Source organism: Enterobacter asburiae, from assembly GCF_001521715.1.
Classification (GTDB): domain Bacteria; phylum Pseudomonadota; class Gammaproteobacteria; order Enterobacterales; family Enterobacteriaceae; genus Enterobacter; species Enterobacter asburiae.
In genome coordinates this window covers 4,130,163-4,144,111 of record NZ_CP011863.1, presented here as the reverse complement: position 1 = coordinate 4,144,111, position 13,949 = coordinate 4,130,163, and the positions used below count along the sequence as shown (strand labels likewise).

Annotated in this window: 16 protein-coding genes; 13 read left to right on the top strand and 3 right to left on the bottom strand. The window is 56.0% G+C overall.

The features are described from left to right. Nucleotides 1-127 precede the first annotated feature (127 nt). Nucleotides 128-1,369 (top strand): serine/threonine transporter SstT, encoded by a 1,242-nt coding sequence (sstT, locus tag ACJ69_RS20075; protein WP_059347598.1) that lies wholly within the window; start codon nucleotides 128-130, stop codon nucleotides 1,367-1,369. 86 nt (nucleotides 1,370-1,455) lie between these two features. Here sstT and ACJ69_RS20070 read toward each other — a convergent pair whose 3' ends face one another. Both ACJ69_RS20070 and uxaC read right to left on the bottom strand, forming a co-directional pair. Further along, nucleotides 1,456-2,943, bottom strand: a complete 1,488-nt coding sequence (locus ACJ69_RS20070; protein ID WP_054830199.1) for a UxaA family hydrolase — start codon at nucleotides 2,941-2,943, stop codon at nucleotides 1,456-1,458. Nucleotides 2,944-2,960: 17 nt separating this feature from the next. Continuing rightward, a complete protein-coding gene (uxaC, locus tag ACJ69_RS20065; protein ID WP_059347595.1) occupies nucleotides 2,961-4,373 on the bottom strand; it encodes a glucuronate isomerase in 1,413 nt (470 codons plus the stop codon). Between the two features lie 475 nt (nucleotides 4,374-4,848). Between uxaC and ACJ69_RS20060 the strand changes: the two genes are divergently transcribed. The 11 genes from ACJ69_RS20060 to ACJ69_RS20010 all read left to right on the top strand — a co-directional run bounded on the left by ACJ69_RS20060 (nucleotide 4,849) and on the right by ACJ69_RS20010 (nucleotide 12,144). Continuing rightward, complete coding sequence (locus tag ACJ69_RS20060) at nucleotides 4,849-6,147, top strand: MFS transporter (protein ID WP_047646407.1); 1,299 nt, start codon at nucleotides 4,849-4,851, stop codon at nucleotides 6,145-6,147. Between the two features lie 115 nt (nucleotides 6,148-6,262). Then, entirely contained in the window at nucleotides 6,263-7,039 is a 777-nt protein-coding gene (gene exuR, locus ACJ69_RS20055) for a transcriptional regulator ExuR (protein ID WP_023309288.1), read from the top strand. Between the two features lie 344 nt (nucleotides 7,040-7,383). Next, nucleotides 7,384-8,046, top strand: a complete 663-nt coding sequence (yqjA, locus tag ACJ69_RS20050) for a DedA family general envelope maintenance protein YqjA (protein ID WP_023309289.1) — start codon at nucleotides 7,384-7,386, stop codon at nucleotides 8,044-8,046. A gap of 2 nt (nucleotides 8,047-8,048) precedes the next feature. After that, on the top strand, nucleotides 8,049-8,432 hold the full coding sequence (gene mzrA / locus ACJ69_RS20045; RefSeq protein ID WP_023309290.1) for an EnvZ/OmpR regulon moderator MzrA: 384 nt from the start codon (nucleotides 8,049-8,051) through the stop codon (nucleotides 8,430-8,432). Nucleotides 8,433-8,574: 142 nt separating this feature from the next. Beyond that, the gene (locus ACJ69_RS20040) at nucleotides 8,575-8,943 is read left to right on the top strand and encodes a DUF1090 domain-containing protein (protein ID WP_029739662.1); all 369 of its coding nucleotides are present in this window, start codon (nucleotides 8,575-8,577) and stop codon (nucleotides 8,941-8,943) included. Nucleotides 8,944-8,974: 31 nt separating this feature from the next. Beyond that, nucleotides 8,975-9,280, top strand: coding sequence for a DUF883 family protein (locus ACJ69_RS20035; protein ID WP_008503141.1), 306 nt, complete (start codon nucleotides 8,975-8,977; stop codon nucleotides 9,278-9,280). A 1-nt stretch (nucleotide 9,281) separates the two neighbouring features. Continuing rightward, nucleotides 9,282-9,674, top strand: a complete 393-nt coding sequence (locus ACJ69_RS20030; protein WP_023333540.1) for a phage holin family protein — start codon at nucleotides 9,282-9,284, stop codon at nucleotides 9,672-9,674. Between the two features lie 2 nt (nucleotides 9,675-9,676). Next, on the top strand, nucleotides 9,677-9,973 hold the full coding sequence (locus tag ACJ69_RS20025; protein WP_024906403.1) for a YqjK-like family protein: 297 nt from the start codon (nucleotides 9,677-9,679) through the stop codon (nucleotides 9,971-9,973). 250 nt (nucleotides 9,974-10,223) lie between these two features. Beyond that, nucleotides 10,224-10,616, top strand: a complete 393-nt coding sequence (locus ACJ69_RS20020) for a DoxX family protein (protein ID WP_023309292.1) — start codon at nucleotides 10,224-10,226, stop codon at nucleotides 10,614-10,616. Nucleotides 10,617-10,685: 69 nt separating this feature from the next. After that, the gene (locus tag ACJ69_RS20015) at nucleotides 10,686-11,672 is read left to right on the top strand and encodes a glutathione S-transferase family protein (RefSeq protein ID WP_054830056.1); all 987 of its coding nucleotides are present in this window, start codon (nucleotides 10,686-10,688) and stop codon (nucleotides 11,670-11,672) included. A gap of 106 nt (nucleotides 11,673-11,778) precedes the next feature. Then, complete coding sequence (locus ACJ69_RS20010; RefSeq protein WP_029739660.1) at nucleotides 11,779-12,144, top strand: DUF805 domain-containing protein; 366 nt, start codon at nucleotides 11,779-11,781, stop codon at nucleotides 12,142-12,144. A 46-nt stretch (nucleotides 12,145-12,190) separates the two neighbouring features. Here ACJ69_RS20010 and ACJ69_RS20005 read toward each other — a convergent pair whose 3' ends face one another. Further along, entirely contained in the window at nucleotides 12,191-13,093 is a 903-nt protein-coding gene (locus ACJ69_RS20005) for a LysR family transcriptional regulator (protein ID WP_029739659.1), read from the bottom strand. A gap of 104 nt (nucleotides 13,094-13,197) precedes the next feature. Here ACJ69_RS20005 and ACJ69_RS20000 point away from each other — a divergent pair, with 104 nt between their 5' ends. After that, on the top strand, nucleotides 13,198-13,899 hold the full coding sequence (locus ACJ69_RS20000) for a pirin family protein (RefSeq protein ID WP_023309295.1): 702 nt from the start codon (nucleotides 13,198-13,200) through the stop codon (nucleotides 13,897-13,899). The last annotated feature ends 50 nt before the right edge of the window (nucleotides 13,900-13,949 follow it).

Sequence of the window (13,949 nt, the reverse complement as noted above, 5' to 3'; positions counted from 1 at the left end):
CATTTTACGCTTCCGCCTTTCGCTGCTTTCCCTGATACTCAACCAGGCAAACAAATACTTACATCCGGACATAAATGTGACTAAGAGCACATCCGGGATGGAACGCAATTTCACTCAGGAAATACGTATGAGCACACAATCAAGCGGTCTGTTCGCGCGCCTGGCGCAGGGCAGCCTCGTTAAACAAATTCTGGTCGGGCTGGTGCTGGGTATTCTGCTGGCGATGGTGTCAAAACCTGCTGCGGAGGCTACGGGGCTGCTCGGGACCCTTTTCGTTGGCGCACTGAAGGCCGTCGCACCGGTACTGGTTCTGATGCTGGTTATGGCGTCAATTGCCAACCACCAGCACGGACAAAAAACCAACATTCGCCCCATTCTGTTCCTTTATCTGCTGGGAACCTTCTCGGCTGCCTTAACGGCCGTGGTGTTTAGCTTCCTGTTCCCGTCCACGCTGCACCTGACCAGCGCGGCCGGTGACATCACGCCGCCATCCGGCATTGTCGAAGTGCTTCGCGGCCTGCTGATGAGCATGGTCTCTAACCCCATCACCGCGCTGATGAACGCGAACTACATTGGCATCCTGGTCTGGGCGATTGGTCTGGGCTTCGCGCTGCGTCACGGTAATGACACCACGAAAAACCTGGTCAACGATGTGTCCAACGCCGTGACCTTTATGGTGAAGCTGGTGATTCGCTTTGCGCCAATCGGTATTTTCGGGCTGGTCTCCTCTACGCTTGCAACCACCGGTTTCGACGCGCTGTGGGGCTACGCGCAGCTGCTGGTTGTGCTGGTCGGCTGTATGCTGCTGGTGGCGCTGGTGATCAACCCGCTGCTGGTGTTCTGGCAGATCCGCCGCAACCCGTATCCGCTGGTGCTGACCTGCCTGCGCGAGAGCGGCGTATATGCTTTCTTCACCCGCAGCTCTGCCGCGAACATTCCGGTTAACATGGCGCTGGCGGAGAAGCTGAACCTGGACCGCGATACCTATTCCGTGTCGATCCCGCTGGGTGCAACCGTTAACATGGCGGGCGCGGCAATCACCATTACCGTGCTGACTCTGGCGGCGGTGCATACGCTGGGCATTCCGGTGGATCTGCCAACCGCGCTGCTGCTGAGCGTCGTGGCGTCGCTGTGTGCCTGTGGCGCATCCGGCGTGGCGGGCGGTTCGCTGCTGCTGATCCCGCTGGCGTGTAATATGTTCGGCATCCCGAACGAGATTGCGATGCAGGTTGTGGCCGTCGGCTTTATCATCGGCGTGCTGCAGGACTCCTGCGAAACCGCGCTGAACTCCTCTACCGACGTGCTGTTTACCGCAGCGGCCTGTCAGGCGGAAGACGCGCGTTTAGCGAAGAACGCCCTGCGCAGTTAACAACAAAAGCCCGGTGGCGGCTACGCCTTACCGGGCCTACAGGGTTCAGTAGGTCGGGTAAGCGCTAGCGCCACCCGACAAAGCACTTAAAGCGTCACACCACTCTTGAAGATCGCCAGCTCGCGGAAGTCGTTCTTCTCGTTACAGGTCTGCCTGCCGTTAGCAAATTCCACGATAGCGTCCACGAACTCCGTCAGCAGCTGCGGCATGGCTTTGCCGTGAATCAGCTGGCCCGCATCAAAGTCGATCCAGTGCTTTTTCTTTGCCGCCAGCTCGCTGTTGGTGGCGATTTTCACCGTCGGCACAAAACCGCCATACGGCGTGCCGCGACCGGTACTGAACAGCACCATATGGCAGCCGGCACCCGCCAGCGCGCTGGTGGCGACCGCATCGTTGCCCGGTGCGCTCAGCAGGTTCAGACCGTGGGTTTTCAGGCGCTCGCCGTAGCGCAGAACGTCAACCACCTGGCTCGCGCCCGCTTTCTGGGTACAGCCGAGGGATTTCTCTTCCAGCGTGGTGATCCCGCCCGCTTTGTTGCCCGGCGACGGGTTCTCGTAAATCGGCTGATTATGGGCGATGAAGTACTGTTTGAAGTCGTTCACCATGGTGACGGTCTTCTCAAAGGTCTCTTCGTCGCGGCAGTGGCTCATCAGAATACGCTCCGCGCCGAACATTTCCGGCACTTCGGTCAACACCGTCGTGCCGCCGTTGGCAATCACGTAATCCGAGAAGCGGCCCAGCATCGGATTGGCAGTAATACCGGAAAGGCCATCAGACCCGCCGCACTCCAGCCCAAACTTCAGCTCGCTCAGCTTGCCCGGCTCGCGCCTGTCGTGGCGCATCACCTCATAAAGCTGGTGAAGCTGTTCAACGCCCGCTTCCACTTCGTCATCCTGATGCTGGCACACCATAAAATGCACGCGCTCAGGATCGAACTCGCCCAACGTGTCGCGGAAGGCGTCCACCTGATTGTTCTCGCAGCCGAGGCCAATCACCAGCACCGCGCCCGCGTTCGGGTGACGCACCATGTTTTGCAGCATGGTGCGGGTGTTAATGTGGTCGTCACCGAGCTGGGAACAGCCGTAGGTGTGGCTGAACAGATGCACGCCGTCAGTGCCTTCGGCATCGTTGGTCTCTTTCAGGAAGCGAGTCTGGATCTGACGCGCAATTCCGTTGACGCAGCCGACGGTCGGGAGGATCCACAGCTCGTTGCGGATCCCCACGTCGCCGCTGGCGCGACGGTAGATCTGCACCTCACGATCCGCCGCCTGACGCTCTTCTGCGGGTAAATCAGGTTGATAGCTGTACTCGTCCAGATCGCTCAGATTGGTGCGGGTATTGTGTGAGTGAATGTATTCACCCGGCGCAATATCCGCCAGCGCATGGCCGATGGGCAAACCGTACTTCACCACGTTCTCCCCTTTCGCAATGGGGATCAGGGCAAACTTGTGTCCACGAACGATCGCCTGACGCAGGGTGACGCTCAGGTTATCAACGGTCACCACGTCGCCTTCAGCGAGATCCGTCAGCGCGACGGCCACGTTATCCAGCGAATGGATTTTGATGTATTGCATATCAACCTCAAACGGCCTTAGTTCAGTTCAATGGCGAAGTAGTCACGCGCATTGTTAAAGCAGATGTTTCTCACCATTTCGCCCAGCAGTTGGATATCCGCTGGCGCTTCGCCTGCGTGCACCCAGCGGCCAATCATCTGGCACAGAATGCGGCGGAAATATTCATGACGGGTATAGGACAGGAAGCTGCGGCTGTCGGTAAGCATGCCGACAAAGCGGCTCAGCAGACCCAGCTGCGCCAGCTGCGTCATCTGACGCTCCATGCCGTCCTTCTGATCGTTGAACCACCAGCCGGAACCGAACTGCATCTTGCCCGGCATCCCTTCGCCCTGGAAGTTGCCGACCATGGTACCCAGCACTTCGTTATCGCGCGGGTTCAGGCAGTACAGGATGGTTTTTGGCAGCAGGTTTTGTTCGTTCTGTTTGCTCAGCAGTTTGGACAGCTCTTCCGCCAGCGGACGGTCGTTGATGGAGTCGAAGCCCACATCCGCACCGATCAGTTTGAACTGGCGCTGGTTGTTATTGCGCAGCGCGCCGATATGGTACTGCTGTACCCAGCCGCGACGCGCATATTCCGCACCGAGGAATACCAGCACCGCCGTTTTGAACTGCGCCACTTCGTGCTCGCTTAAGCCTTCGCCGGAGAGACGACGCGCCAGAATGCTGTCCAGCTCGGCTTCGTTTGATTCCGCAAACAGCACCACGTCCAGCGCGTGGTCAGACACTTTACAGCCGTGCGCCGCGAAGTGATCCAGACGTTTGGTCAGCGCGGTTTGCAGGTCAGCGAAACGACGGATGTCGGTATCCGACACTTCCGCCAGCTTCGCCATGTAGTCGGTGAAGGTGGCCTGCTCAATGTTGAAGGCTTTGTCCGGGCGCCAGCTTGGCAGCACTTTGATATCAAAAGAGGTGTCTTTCGCGACAACGGCATGATGCTCCAGGGAGTCGATCGGATCGTCGGTAGTGCCCACCATCTTCACGTTCATCTGATTCATGATGCCGCGCGCGGAGAAGTTATCCTGCGCCAGCAGCGCGTTGCAGCGATCCCAGATTTCATCCGCGGTCGTTGGGGAGAGCAACTTGCCGGTGATGCCAAACGGACGGCGGAGCTCAAGATGGGTCCAGTGGTAGAGCGGGTTGCCGATGGTGTGCGGAACGGTCGCCGCCCAGGCGTCAAACTTCTCTCGGTCGGTCGCATCGCCGGTACACAGGCGCTCAGCCACGCCGTTGGTGCGCATGGCGCGCCATTTGTAGTGGTCACCCTTCAGCCAGATGTCATACAGGTTTTTGAAACGGTAATTTTCGGCAACCTGCTGCGGCGGTAAATGGCAGTGGTAGTCGAAAATCGGCTGGTCTTTTGCGTAGTCGTGGTACAGGCGGCGAGCAAATTCGGTATCTAACAGAAAATCTTCGGTCATAAACGGCGTCATTATCGTCTTCCTCATTACGGGAGCGCAGAAAGCGTATGTTCATATGCTGCAAAGTTATCACACCAATTTCCACCAACCGAAGCTTTTTTCGTGAGTGAGATCAATAAACGCCAACAAATAAATCACCCTCAATGGAGTAAACCCTTCTGCAACCCCCGCCAGTACTGGCTTTGTGCGCAGCAGATAATGTCCCCACAAAGAATCATACATTTGTGATGTCACTCACCTTTTAAAGTTGTATGACAAGTTATCTTTTCGCCGTCGCAAACTATAAGCCGACGGAATGCATTACCGGTGTGAGAGACATCGGGTTTAACGGTACGGATACCGACTTATGCACGCTTACTTATGGCAAGGTTCGGGCCGTTCCGGGACATGCTCCTGGTTACGCCCCTCCCGTTACACAACTGCTCCCGGAAACGGTTGAGAGGTTGCCGTGCTCTGGCGCGGAAATAACATAACGATGAGGTTTTAGATGCGTAAAATTAAAGGGTTACGTTGGTATATGATCGCACTGGTGACGTTAGGCACCGTGCTGGGCTACCTGACGCGTAACACCGTGGCAGCAGCAGCGCCAACGTTGATGGAAGAGCTGCATATCTCCACGCAGCAATACTCCTACATCATTGCCGCCTATTCCGCGGCTTATACCATCATGCAGCCTGTTGCTGGCTATGTGCTGGACATTCTCGGTACCAAAATCGGTTATGCCTTCTTCGCCATCGCCTGGGCGGTGTTCTGCGGCGCAACCGCGCTGGCAGGCAGCTGGGGTGGACTGGCGCTGGCGCGCGGTGCGGTCGGTGCGGCTGAAGCCGCGATGATCCCGGCGGGCCTGAAGGCCAGCTCCGAGTGGTTCCCGGCGAAAGAGCGCTCCATTGCGGTCGGCTACTTCAACGTGGGCTCGTCCATCGGGGCGATGATAGCGCCGCCGCTGGTGGTGTGGGCTATCGTGATGCACAGCTGGCAGATGGCGTTCATCATCTCTGGCGTGCTGAGCTTTGCCTGGGCGATGGCGTGGCTGGTTTTCTATAAACACCCGCGCGATCAGAAAAAACTCTCCGAAGAAGAACGTGAATACATCATTGGCGGTCAGGAAGCGCAGCATCAGACCAACAACGGCAAAAAAATGACCGTCTGGCAGATCCTTGGCACCCGTCAGTTCTGGGGTATCGCCCTGCCGCGTTTCCTGGCTGAACCAGCCTGGGGTACCTTTAACGCGTGGATCCCCCTGTTCATGTTTAAAGTTTACGGCTTTAACCTGAAAGAGATTGCGATGTTCGCCTGGATGCCAATGCTGTTCGCTGACCTGGGCTGTATCGTGGGCGGCTACCTGCCACCGCTGTTCCAGCGCTGGTTTGGCGTGAACCTGATCGTTTCCCGTAAGATGGTGGTGACCATGGGCGCACTGCTGATGATCGGCCCAGGCATGATCGGCCTGTTCACCAGCCCGTACATCGCCATTGCCCTGCTGTGCATCGGTGGCTTTGCGCACCAGTCCCTGTCCGGCGCGCTGATTACGCTCTCGTCTGACGTCTTTGGTCGTAACGAAGTGGCAACCGCCAACGGTCTGACCGGCATGGCCGCCTGGACCGCGAGTACGATGTTCGCACTGGTGGTCGGCGCGCTGGCGGATACCATCGGCTTCAGCCCGCTGTTCGCGGTGCTGGCGATCTTCGACCTGATGGGTGCGGTGGTTATCTGGACGGTGCTGAAAAGCAAATCGGCAGAGGAGCTGGCGAAAGAGTCCCTCGGCAAACCGGCTACGCAGAGTTAGCGAAAATACGTTTCAACTAAGCCGCCTCCGGGCGGCTTTTTTAATGGCAAAATCTGGAGAGTGGCACGCAAAAGTGGTATAACAAATCATCTGCCGTACCCTGCCTGGAGCGCATATGGAAATCACCGAACCACGTCGTTTATATCAACAACTTGCTGCGGAGCTGAAAGATCGCATCGAGCAAGGGGTCTATCTTGTCGGTGATAAACTTCCCGCCGAGCGCTTTATCGCGGATGAAAAAAGCGTGAGCCGCACCGTGGTGCGTGAAGCAATTATCATGCTGGAAGTGGAAGGCTACGTTGAGGTACGCAAAGGCTCCGGCATTCACGTGATTTCTAATCTGCCGAAACACTCTCCCGTCGCGGACGAAAGTCTGGAATTCGCCAGCTATGGCCCGTTCGAGCTGCTCCAGGCTCGCCAGCTGATTGAAAGCAATATTGCTGAGTTTGCGGCGACGCAGGTGACCAAGCAGGACATCATGAAGCTGATGGAGATCCAGGAGAATGCCCGTAAGGAAAAATGTTTCCGCGATTCAGAGTGGGATCTTCAGTTCCACGTTCAGGTCGCTCTGGCAACCCAAAATACGGCGCTGGCGGCAATCGTTGAAAAAATGTGGACTCAGCGCGTTCACAACCCGTACTGGAAAAAACTGCACGACCATATCGATTCCCGTACCGTCGACAACTGGTGCGACGATCACGACCAAATCCTTAAGGCGCTGATTCGTAAAGATCCGCATGCCGCTAAGCTGGCGATGTGGCAGCACCTCGAAAACACCAAGCAGATGCTGTTCAACGAAACCAGCGATGACTTCGAATTTAACGCTGACCGCTATCTTTTTGCCGATAATCCGGTTGTTCATCTCGATACGGCTTCCAGTGCCGCAAAATAGATGACCTTTCTGCTGGCAGGCGCTACGTCGCGCCTTTCGGCTTACATGGGTAAGCAAAACATATATAGTGTCAGCCTTTGTAAATCCCCTCGCTCACTTCCTGGGCTTACGCCAAAATCAACTCAACCCTGCAAATTCTGTGACGCAGAACGTTGGGCTTTGTTACAATTGGATTCAATTCCTTATTTTGTAAGTTAGTGCTTGCTAACCAGCCAATTAACAGGGAACAGTGTTGGCCACACCGCAATGTGTCCGCGAGCGACCATAATGAAATCACAACAATGTCGCCGTGCTGTTTGTCCCGGATAACAGGCGTGACGTTAACCGATTTCCAGGAACACTGAATGGAACTTTTGACCCAACTACTGCATGCCCTCTGGGCGCAGGATTTTGAAACGCTGGCCAACCCTTCCATGATTGGCATGCTCTATTTCGTCTTGTTTATGATCCTGTTCCTTGAGAACGGTTTGCTGCCTGCAGCCTTCCTGCCCGGTGACAGTTTGCTGGTGCTTGTCGGCGTGCTGTGTGCCAAAGGGGCGATGGCGTTTCCGCACACCATTTTATTACTGACCGTTGCGGCCAGCCTCGGCTGCTGGGTGAGCTATATCCAGGGAAGATGGCTGGGCAATACCCGGATCGTCCAGAACTGGCTCTCTCATCTTCCCGCGCATTATCACCAGAGGGCGCACCACCTGTTCCACAAGCACGGGCTTTCCGCGCTGCTGATTGGCCGCTTTATCGCCTTTGTTCGCACCCTGTTGCCGACCATTGCCGGTCTGTCGGGGTTGAGCAGCGCGCGCTTCCAGTTCTTTAACTGGATGAGCGGCCTGCTATGGGTGCTTATTCTGACGACGCTCGGCTATGCGCTGGGTAAAACGCCGGTCTTTATGAAATATGAAGACCAGCTGATGTCCTGCCTGATGCTGCTGCCTGTGGTTCTGCTGGTCTTCGGCCTGATTGGCTCACTGGTTGTCCTGTGGAAGAAGAAATACGGAGCCAGAGGCTAACGATGGTTATCTCACCGCTCGCCCTGCGTCGTTTTGCCGTTGCCGTGATTACGCTGATCGTCCTCAGCGCCATGCTGCTGGCATGGAGCGCGCTTTCGCATCAGGAATCGACGCTGGCCATCCGCCCGGTAAACCAGGGCGCCAGCGTGCCTGACGGTTTTTCCGTCTGGCATCATCTGGATGCGAACGGGATCCGCTTTAAGAGCATCACCCCGCAGGACGATGTTTTACTGATCAAGTTTGATTCCCGTGCGCAAAGTGCCGCCGCGAAAGTGGTTCTCGACCGTACGCTGCCGCACGGGTATATCATTGCCCAGCAGGAAGATGACAGCCAGCCTGCAGCCTGGCTCTCATTGATTCGCGATACGTCGCATCGGTTTGGATAACTTCCAGGATTCCGAATCTTTTCACTCACTTTGGTGAATCCCCCGTTTACTTACTATGCTTAAGTACGCGGAGCACCCCTCAATGTACTCCGCATAACTTTGGATAGCGGCTAACGCCGCAACACAATGGAAGGTTTCGATAATGAAATTCCGCATGACTCTGGCTCTGGCCCTTTTTTCTTTAAGCACAGCATCCTTCGCAAGCTCTCTCTGTCAGGAGAAAGAACAGGATATTCAGCGTGAGATCGGTTATGCCGAAAAGCATAACAATCAGCACCGTGTTGATGGTCTTAAAAAAGCGCTGAGCGAAGTGAAAGCGAACTGTTCAGACAGCAAGCTTCGTGCCGACCACAAGAAGAAAATCGCTGAACAGAAGGACGAGATAGCCGAGCGCCGTCGCGACCTGCAGGAAGCGAAAGAGAAAGGAGATGCGGAAAAAATTGCTAAGCGCGAGAAGAAGTTGAAAGAAGCGCAGGACGACCTGAAAGCGCTGGAAGCTCGCGATTATTGAGTTAACGGAAATCTCAACAGGAGAGAGAATCATGTCAAAAGATACGACGTCTGAACATCTGCGCGCTGAACTGAAATCCCTGGCCGATACCCTTGAAGAGGTGCTGAACTCCTCTGCTGACAAGTCAAAAGAAGAGGTCAGCAAACTGCGCAGCAAGGCGGAGCAGGCGCTGAAAGAGAGCCGCTATCGCCTGGGTGAAACCGGTGATGCGCTGGCGAAACAGACACGCGAAGCGGCTGCGCGCGCGGACGAATATGTGCGTGATAATCCATGGACGGGTGTAGGGATTGGTGCCGCAGTGGGTGTGGTACTGGGTGTCCTTCTGACGCGTCGTTGATATGGAAGATCCTCGTCACGCACAAGGGCCTGCTAACAACGTCCTCGGCATCGGCCAGCGTATTTTAACGACGCTGGTTGGGATTGCCGAAACGCGCGTCCGGCTGGCAGTGGTCGAGCTGGAGGAGGAGAAAGCGAACCTCTTCCAGATGCTGCTGATGCTCGGGCTGACCATGCTCTTCGCCGCGTTTGGTCTGATGAGCCTGATGGTGTTAATCATCTGGGCCATCGATCCGCAGTATCGTCTTAACGCGATGATTGCCACCACCGTCGTTCTGCTGGTCGCCGCGTTGATAGGCGGTATCTGGACGCTGCGTAAAGCGCGCAAGTCCACTTTCCTGCGCCATACGCGTCAGGAGCTGGCGAACGATCGCGCTCTGCTGGAGGATGACTAGCCGTGAGCGGTAAAGCCGAACGTCAAAAGCGAAAAGCGTACCTGCTAAGCCAGATCCAGCAGCAAAGGCTGGATCTGTCTGCCAGTCGTCGCGACTGGATTGACGCGACGCGACGGTTTGACCGGGGCTGGAATACCGTCCTGAGCCTGCGTTCATGGGCGCTGGTCGGCAGCAGCGTGATGGCGATCTGGTCCGTTCGTCATCCGAATATGCTGATCCGCTGGGCTCGTCGTGGATTCGGCGCCTGGAGCGCCTGGCGTCTGGTGAAAGCAACGTTGCGGCAGCAGCAGCTGCGGTGATAAAAGCAAAACGGTAACCCAGGTTACCGTTTTTTGTTTTGCGCCCTCTCCCTGTGGGAGAGGGTTGGGGTAAGGGCACAACGCGCACGCCCCTTACTCAATATCTTTGAAGAAGATTGACAGTTTTCCTTGCTAACAATTACCACCCGCCCCGTTTATTATCCTCTCCATCGACAGCAACGCCGCGGTATCTAACCGGAATTGCAGACAAATAATGTTCAGCCGCTCATGTGGTTTCCTGGAGAGTAAAATGAAAAAATTAGAAGATGTTGGTGTACTGGTCGCGCGTATTCTGATGCCAATTCTGTTCATCGTGGCAGGTTGGGGAAAAATCACCGGTTATGCGGGTACCCAGCAGTATATGGAAGCCATGGGCGTTCCGGGGTTCCTGCTGCCGCTGACCATTCTTCTTGAGTTCGGCGGCGGCCTGGCGGTACTGTTCGGCTTCCTGACCCGTACCACCGCGCTGTTCACCGCAGGCTTCACCGTGCTGACGGCGTTCATCTTCCACAGCAACTTTGCGGAAGGCGTGAACTCTCTGATGTTCATGAAAAACCTGACCATCGCGGGTGGCTTCCTGCTGCTGGCCGTCACTGGCCCGGGCGCATACAGCATTGACCGCGTTCTGAATAAGAAGTGGTAAGCACGCTATACTGAATGAACACAAAGCGAGGAGATATCTCCTCGCTTTTGCTATCTGACGGAGGAAAAAATGGGACAACTCGTAGACGGCGTATGGCAGGATGTCTGGTATGACACCAAATCCACCGGAGGTCGCTTCAAGCGCTCAGTTTCGGCCTTCCGTAACTGGCTGACCGCCGACGGCGCGCCAGGCCCGAGCGGCGAAGGCGGCTTCGCGGCTGAGAAAGACCGTTATCATCTTTATGTTTCGCTTGCCTGCCCGTGGGCACACCGCACGCTGATTGTGCGCAAGCTTAAAGGTCTCGAATCCTTAATTCCTGTTTCGGTCGTGAACCCGCTGATGCTGGAAAACGGCTGGACGTTTGACAGTGATTTCCCCGCGGCGACCGGCGACGATCTTTACCACCACGATTTCCTTTACCAGCTCTATCTGCGCGCCGATCCTCACTACACCGGGCGCGTTACCGTGCCGGTGCTGTGGGACAAGAAAAACCAGACGATTGTCAGCAATGAGTCTGCGGAAATCATCCGCATGTTCAATACCGCGTTTGACGCGCACGGCGCCCGCGCCGGAGATTACTATCCGGTTGAGCTGCGTGAGAAAATTGACGAGCTGAACAGCTGGATTTACGACAACGTCAACAACGGTGTCTACAAGGCCGGTTTCGCCACCAGCCAGGAAGCGTATGACGAAGCGGTCGGAAAGGTGTTTGAATCGCTTGAGCGTCTCGAGCAGATCCTGGGCCAGCATCGCTACCTGACGGGCGATCGCCTGACGGAAGCGGACATTCGCCTGTGGACCACGCTGGTTCGCTTCGATCCGGTCTATGTCACCCACTTTAAGTGCGACAAGCACCGCATCAGCGATTACCTGAACCTGCATGGTTTCCTGCGCGACATCTACCAGATGCCGGGTATTGCCGACACGGTCGACTTCGACCATATCCGCACCCACTATTTCCGCAGCCACAAAACCATCAACCCGACGGGTATTATCTCCATTGGGCCGTGGCAGGATCTGGATGAACCTCACGGGCGCGACGTCCGATTTGGCTAAATATTAAGGGCATCAACAGATGCCCTTTTTTAATTCACAATCTCCATCTATCCTTACCTCGATCGCTTAGAAAACAAGTGATTGACTGACTAATGAGGCAAGGAAAATGGACTGGTATTTAAAAGTACTGCGTAACTACATTGGATTTGGTGGTCGTGCCCGCCGGAAAGAGTACTGGATGTTCGTTCTGGTGAACTTCATTCTCATTATGGTGCTGGGTATTGTGGATAAAATTCTTGGCTGGGAGCGGGCTGGCGGTGAAGGCGTGCTGACTACCATTTATGGCCTGTTAGTCCTGCTGCCATCATGGGCGGTGCTGTTCCGTCGACTGCACGACACCGATCGTTCAGCGTGGTGGTTACTGCTGCTGTTGATCCCGATTATTGGCTGGATCGTGATTTTAATTTTCAACTGCCAGAGCGGGACGCCGGGCGAAAACCGCTTTGGTCCGGATCCGAAAATCGGCGCATAAAAAAAGCCCGGTGGCGCTTCGCTTACCGGGCCTACAAATTACGATTTTATTTATTGTATTGCGTGAAAAGCTTCGGAATTTCGCGTAAACACCATGATTTGGCTTCGCCCATGCTGTCACGGCGCCACGCCATAATAATATCCACCTCGTGGCTATATTCCGGGCTGACAACGCGCAGCCGCCCTTCAGCAATGTCTTTTTCCACAAACGGGTACGGCATGGTCGCCACGCCCAGACCGGCCAATAGCGCCTGCCGTTTGTCTTCCAGCGAGGTCACCGTCAGGCGAGGCTGCTTATCCAGCAGCTGCACCGTCAGCACCGGACGCTCGCGCGCGGTATCCGCTACCGCCACGCCGCGATACTTCACGCGCGTCACTTCAGAGAGCGGCTCCGGCTCCTGGTGAATCGGGTGATTGGGTGCGGCAACATAGACGTTCATCACGCTGTAGAGCTTGCGCGAGTTGATTTCCGATGAGGAACGGAAGTGCATGTCCGGCGCAATCACAATATCCGCCCTGCCCGTCTCCAGACGTTCCCACGCGCCTGCCAGCACCTCGGTGATGATTGACAACTGCGTATTGGCCTTCGCCGCCAGGCGGTCCACCAGCGGGAACAGCGCTTCAGTCGGCACCAGCGCTTCGGTAACTAACGTCAGATGGGTTTCCCAGCCGCGCGCCAGCGCTTCGGCGTCCGTCGTGAGCTTGTCCGCCGCTTCCAGCAGCACGCGGCCGCGCTCCAGCAGCATTCGCCCCACGTTGGTGAATTTTGTTCGATGACCGGAGCGGTCAAACAGCACCACGTCCAGCTCTTCCTCCAGCTTCTGCATGGTGTAGCTTAGCGCAGACGGAACGCGCCCCAGCTCATCTGCCGCCGCCGCAAAACTGCCGCGCCGGTCAATCGCGTCCATGACGCGAAGCGCCTCAAGCGTCAATGCTCTCTCTTTAGCCATCTCGTTCTCATTCAGGAAATTTGAACATACCGGGCAGAATATCTGGCTAACAATGCAGCGTCCATACCTTTACCATTGTTTTAGTGTAAAGAGAGGTCAAGTTTATGATTACGACAAGAACAGCTAAACAGTGCGGACAAGCCGATTTCGGTTGGCTGCAGGCCCGCTACACCTTTTCCTTTGGACACTACTTTGACCCTAAACTCCTCGGTTACGCTTCACTGCGCGTGTTGAATCAGGAAGTGCTCGCCCCGGGTGCCTCCTTCCAGCCGCGTACGTACCCGAAAGTCGATATCCTGAACCTGATCCTGGAAGGCGAGGCAGAATACCGCGATAGCGAGGGCAATCATGTCCAGGCAAAGGCTGGCGAAGCGTTGTTAATTTCCACGCAGCCGGGCATCAGCTACAGCGAACATAACCTCAGCAAAGATAAAACGCTGACCCGTATGCAGCTGTGGCTGGACGCCTGCCCCGAGCGTGAAAATCCGCTGGTACAGAAGTTAGATTTAACGGGCGATAAGCAGCAGCTGATTGCATCGCCGGACGGCAGTAAAGGTAGCCTGCAGCTGCGCCAGCAGGTGTGGCTGCACCATATCGAACTGAAGAAAGGTGAGCAGGCGAGCTTCCAGCTTCATGGCCCGCGCGCCTATTTACAGTCTATTCACGGTACGGTACATGCGGTGACGCACACGGAAGAGAAAGAAGCGCTCACCTGCGGCGACGGGGCGTTTATTCGTGATGAAGCGAATATCACCCTGGTGGCGGATACGCCGCTGCGCGCGCTGCTGATTGATTTGCCGGTTTAGAAAATACTCACACCCTAACCCTCTCCCAGTGGGAGAGGGAACCGGTCGAG

Coding starts and splice junctions, on each gene's coding strand:
- sstT (WP_059347598.1), top strand. CDS start 128: ATGAGCACACAATCAAGCGGTCTGTTCGCGCGCCTGGCGCAGGGCAGC.
- ACJ69_RS20035 (WP_008503141.1), top strand. CDS start 8,975: ATGTCAAAAGATACGACGTCTGAACATCTGCGCGCTGAACTGAAATCC.
- ACJ69_RS20005 (WP_029739659.1), bottom strand. CDS start 13,093: ATGGCTAAAGAGAGAGCATTGACGCTTGAGGCGCTTCGCGTCATGGAC.
- mzrA (WP_023309290.1), top strand. CDS start 8,049: ATGGTTATCTCACCGCTCGCCCTGCGTCGTTTTGCCGTTGCCGTGATT.
- ACJ69_RS20040 (WP_029739662.1), top strand. CDS start 8,575: ATGAAATTCCGCATGACTCTGGCTCTGGCCCTTTTTTCTTTAAGCACA.
- exuR (WP_023309288.1), top strand. CDS start 6,263: ATGGAAATCACCGAACCACGTCGTTTATATCAACAACTTGCTGCGGAG.
- uxaC (WP_059347595.1), bottom strand. CDS start 4,373: ATGACGCCGTTTATGACCGAAGATTTTCTGTTAGATACCGAATTTGCT.
- ACJ69_RS20070 (WP_054830199.1), bottom strand. CDS start 2,943: ATGCAATACATCAAAATCCATTCGCTGGATAACGTGGCCGTCGCGCTG.
- ACJ69_RS20020 (WP_023309292.1), top strand. CDS start 10,224: ATGAAAAAATTAGAAGATGTTGGTGTACTGGTCGCGCGTATTCTGATG.
- ACJ69_RS20000 (WP_023309295.1), top strand. CDS start 13,198: ATGATTACGACAAGAACAGCTAAACAGTGCGGACAAGCCGATTTCGGT.
- ACJ69_RS20060 (WP_047646407.1), top strand. CDS start 4,849: ATGCGTAAAATTAAAGGGTTACGTTGGTATATGATCGCACTGGTGACG.
- ACJ69_RS20030 (WP_023333540.1), top strand. CDS start 9,282: ATGGAAGATCCTCGTCACGCACAAGGGCCTGCTAACAACGTCCTCGGC.
- yqjA (WP_023309289.1), top strand. CDS start 7,384: ATGGAACTTTTGACCCAACTACTGCATGCCCTCTGGGCGCAGGATTTT.
- ACJ69_RS20015 (WP_054830056.1), top strand. CDS start 10,686: ATGGGACAACTCGTAGACGGCGTATGGCAGGATGTCTGGTATGACACC.
- ACJ69_RS20010 (WP_029739660.1), top strand. CDS start 11,779: ATGGACTGGTATTTAAAAGTACTGCGTAACTACATTGGATTTGGTGGT.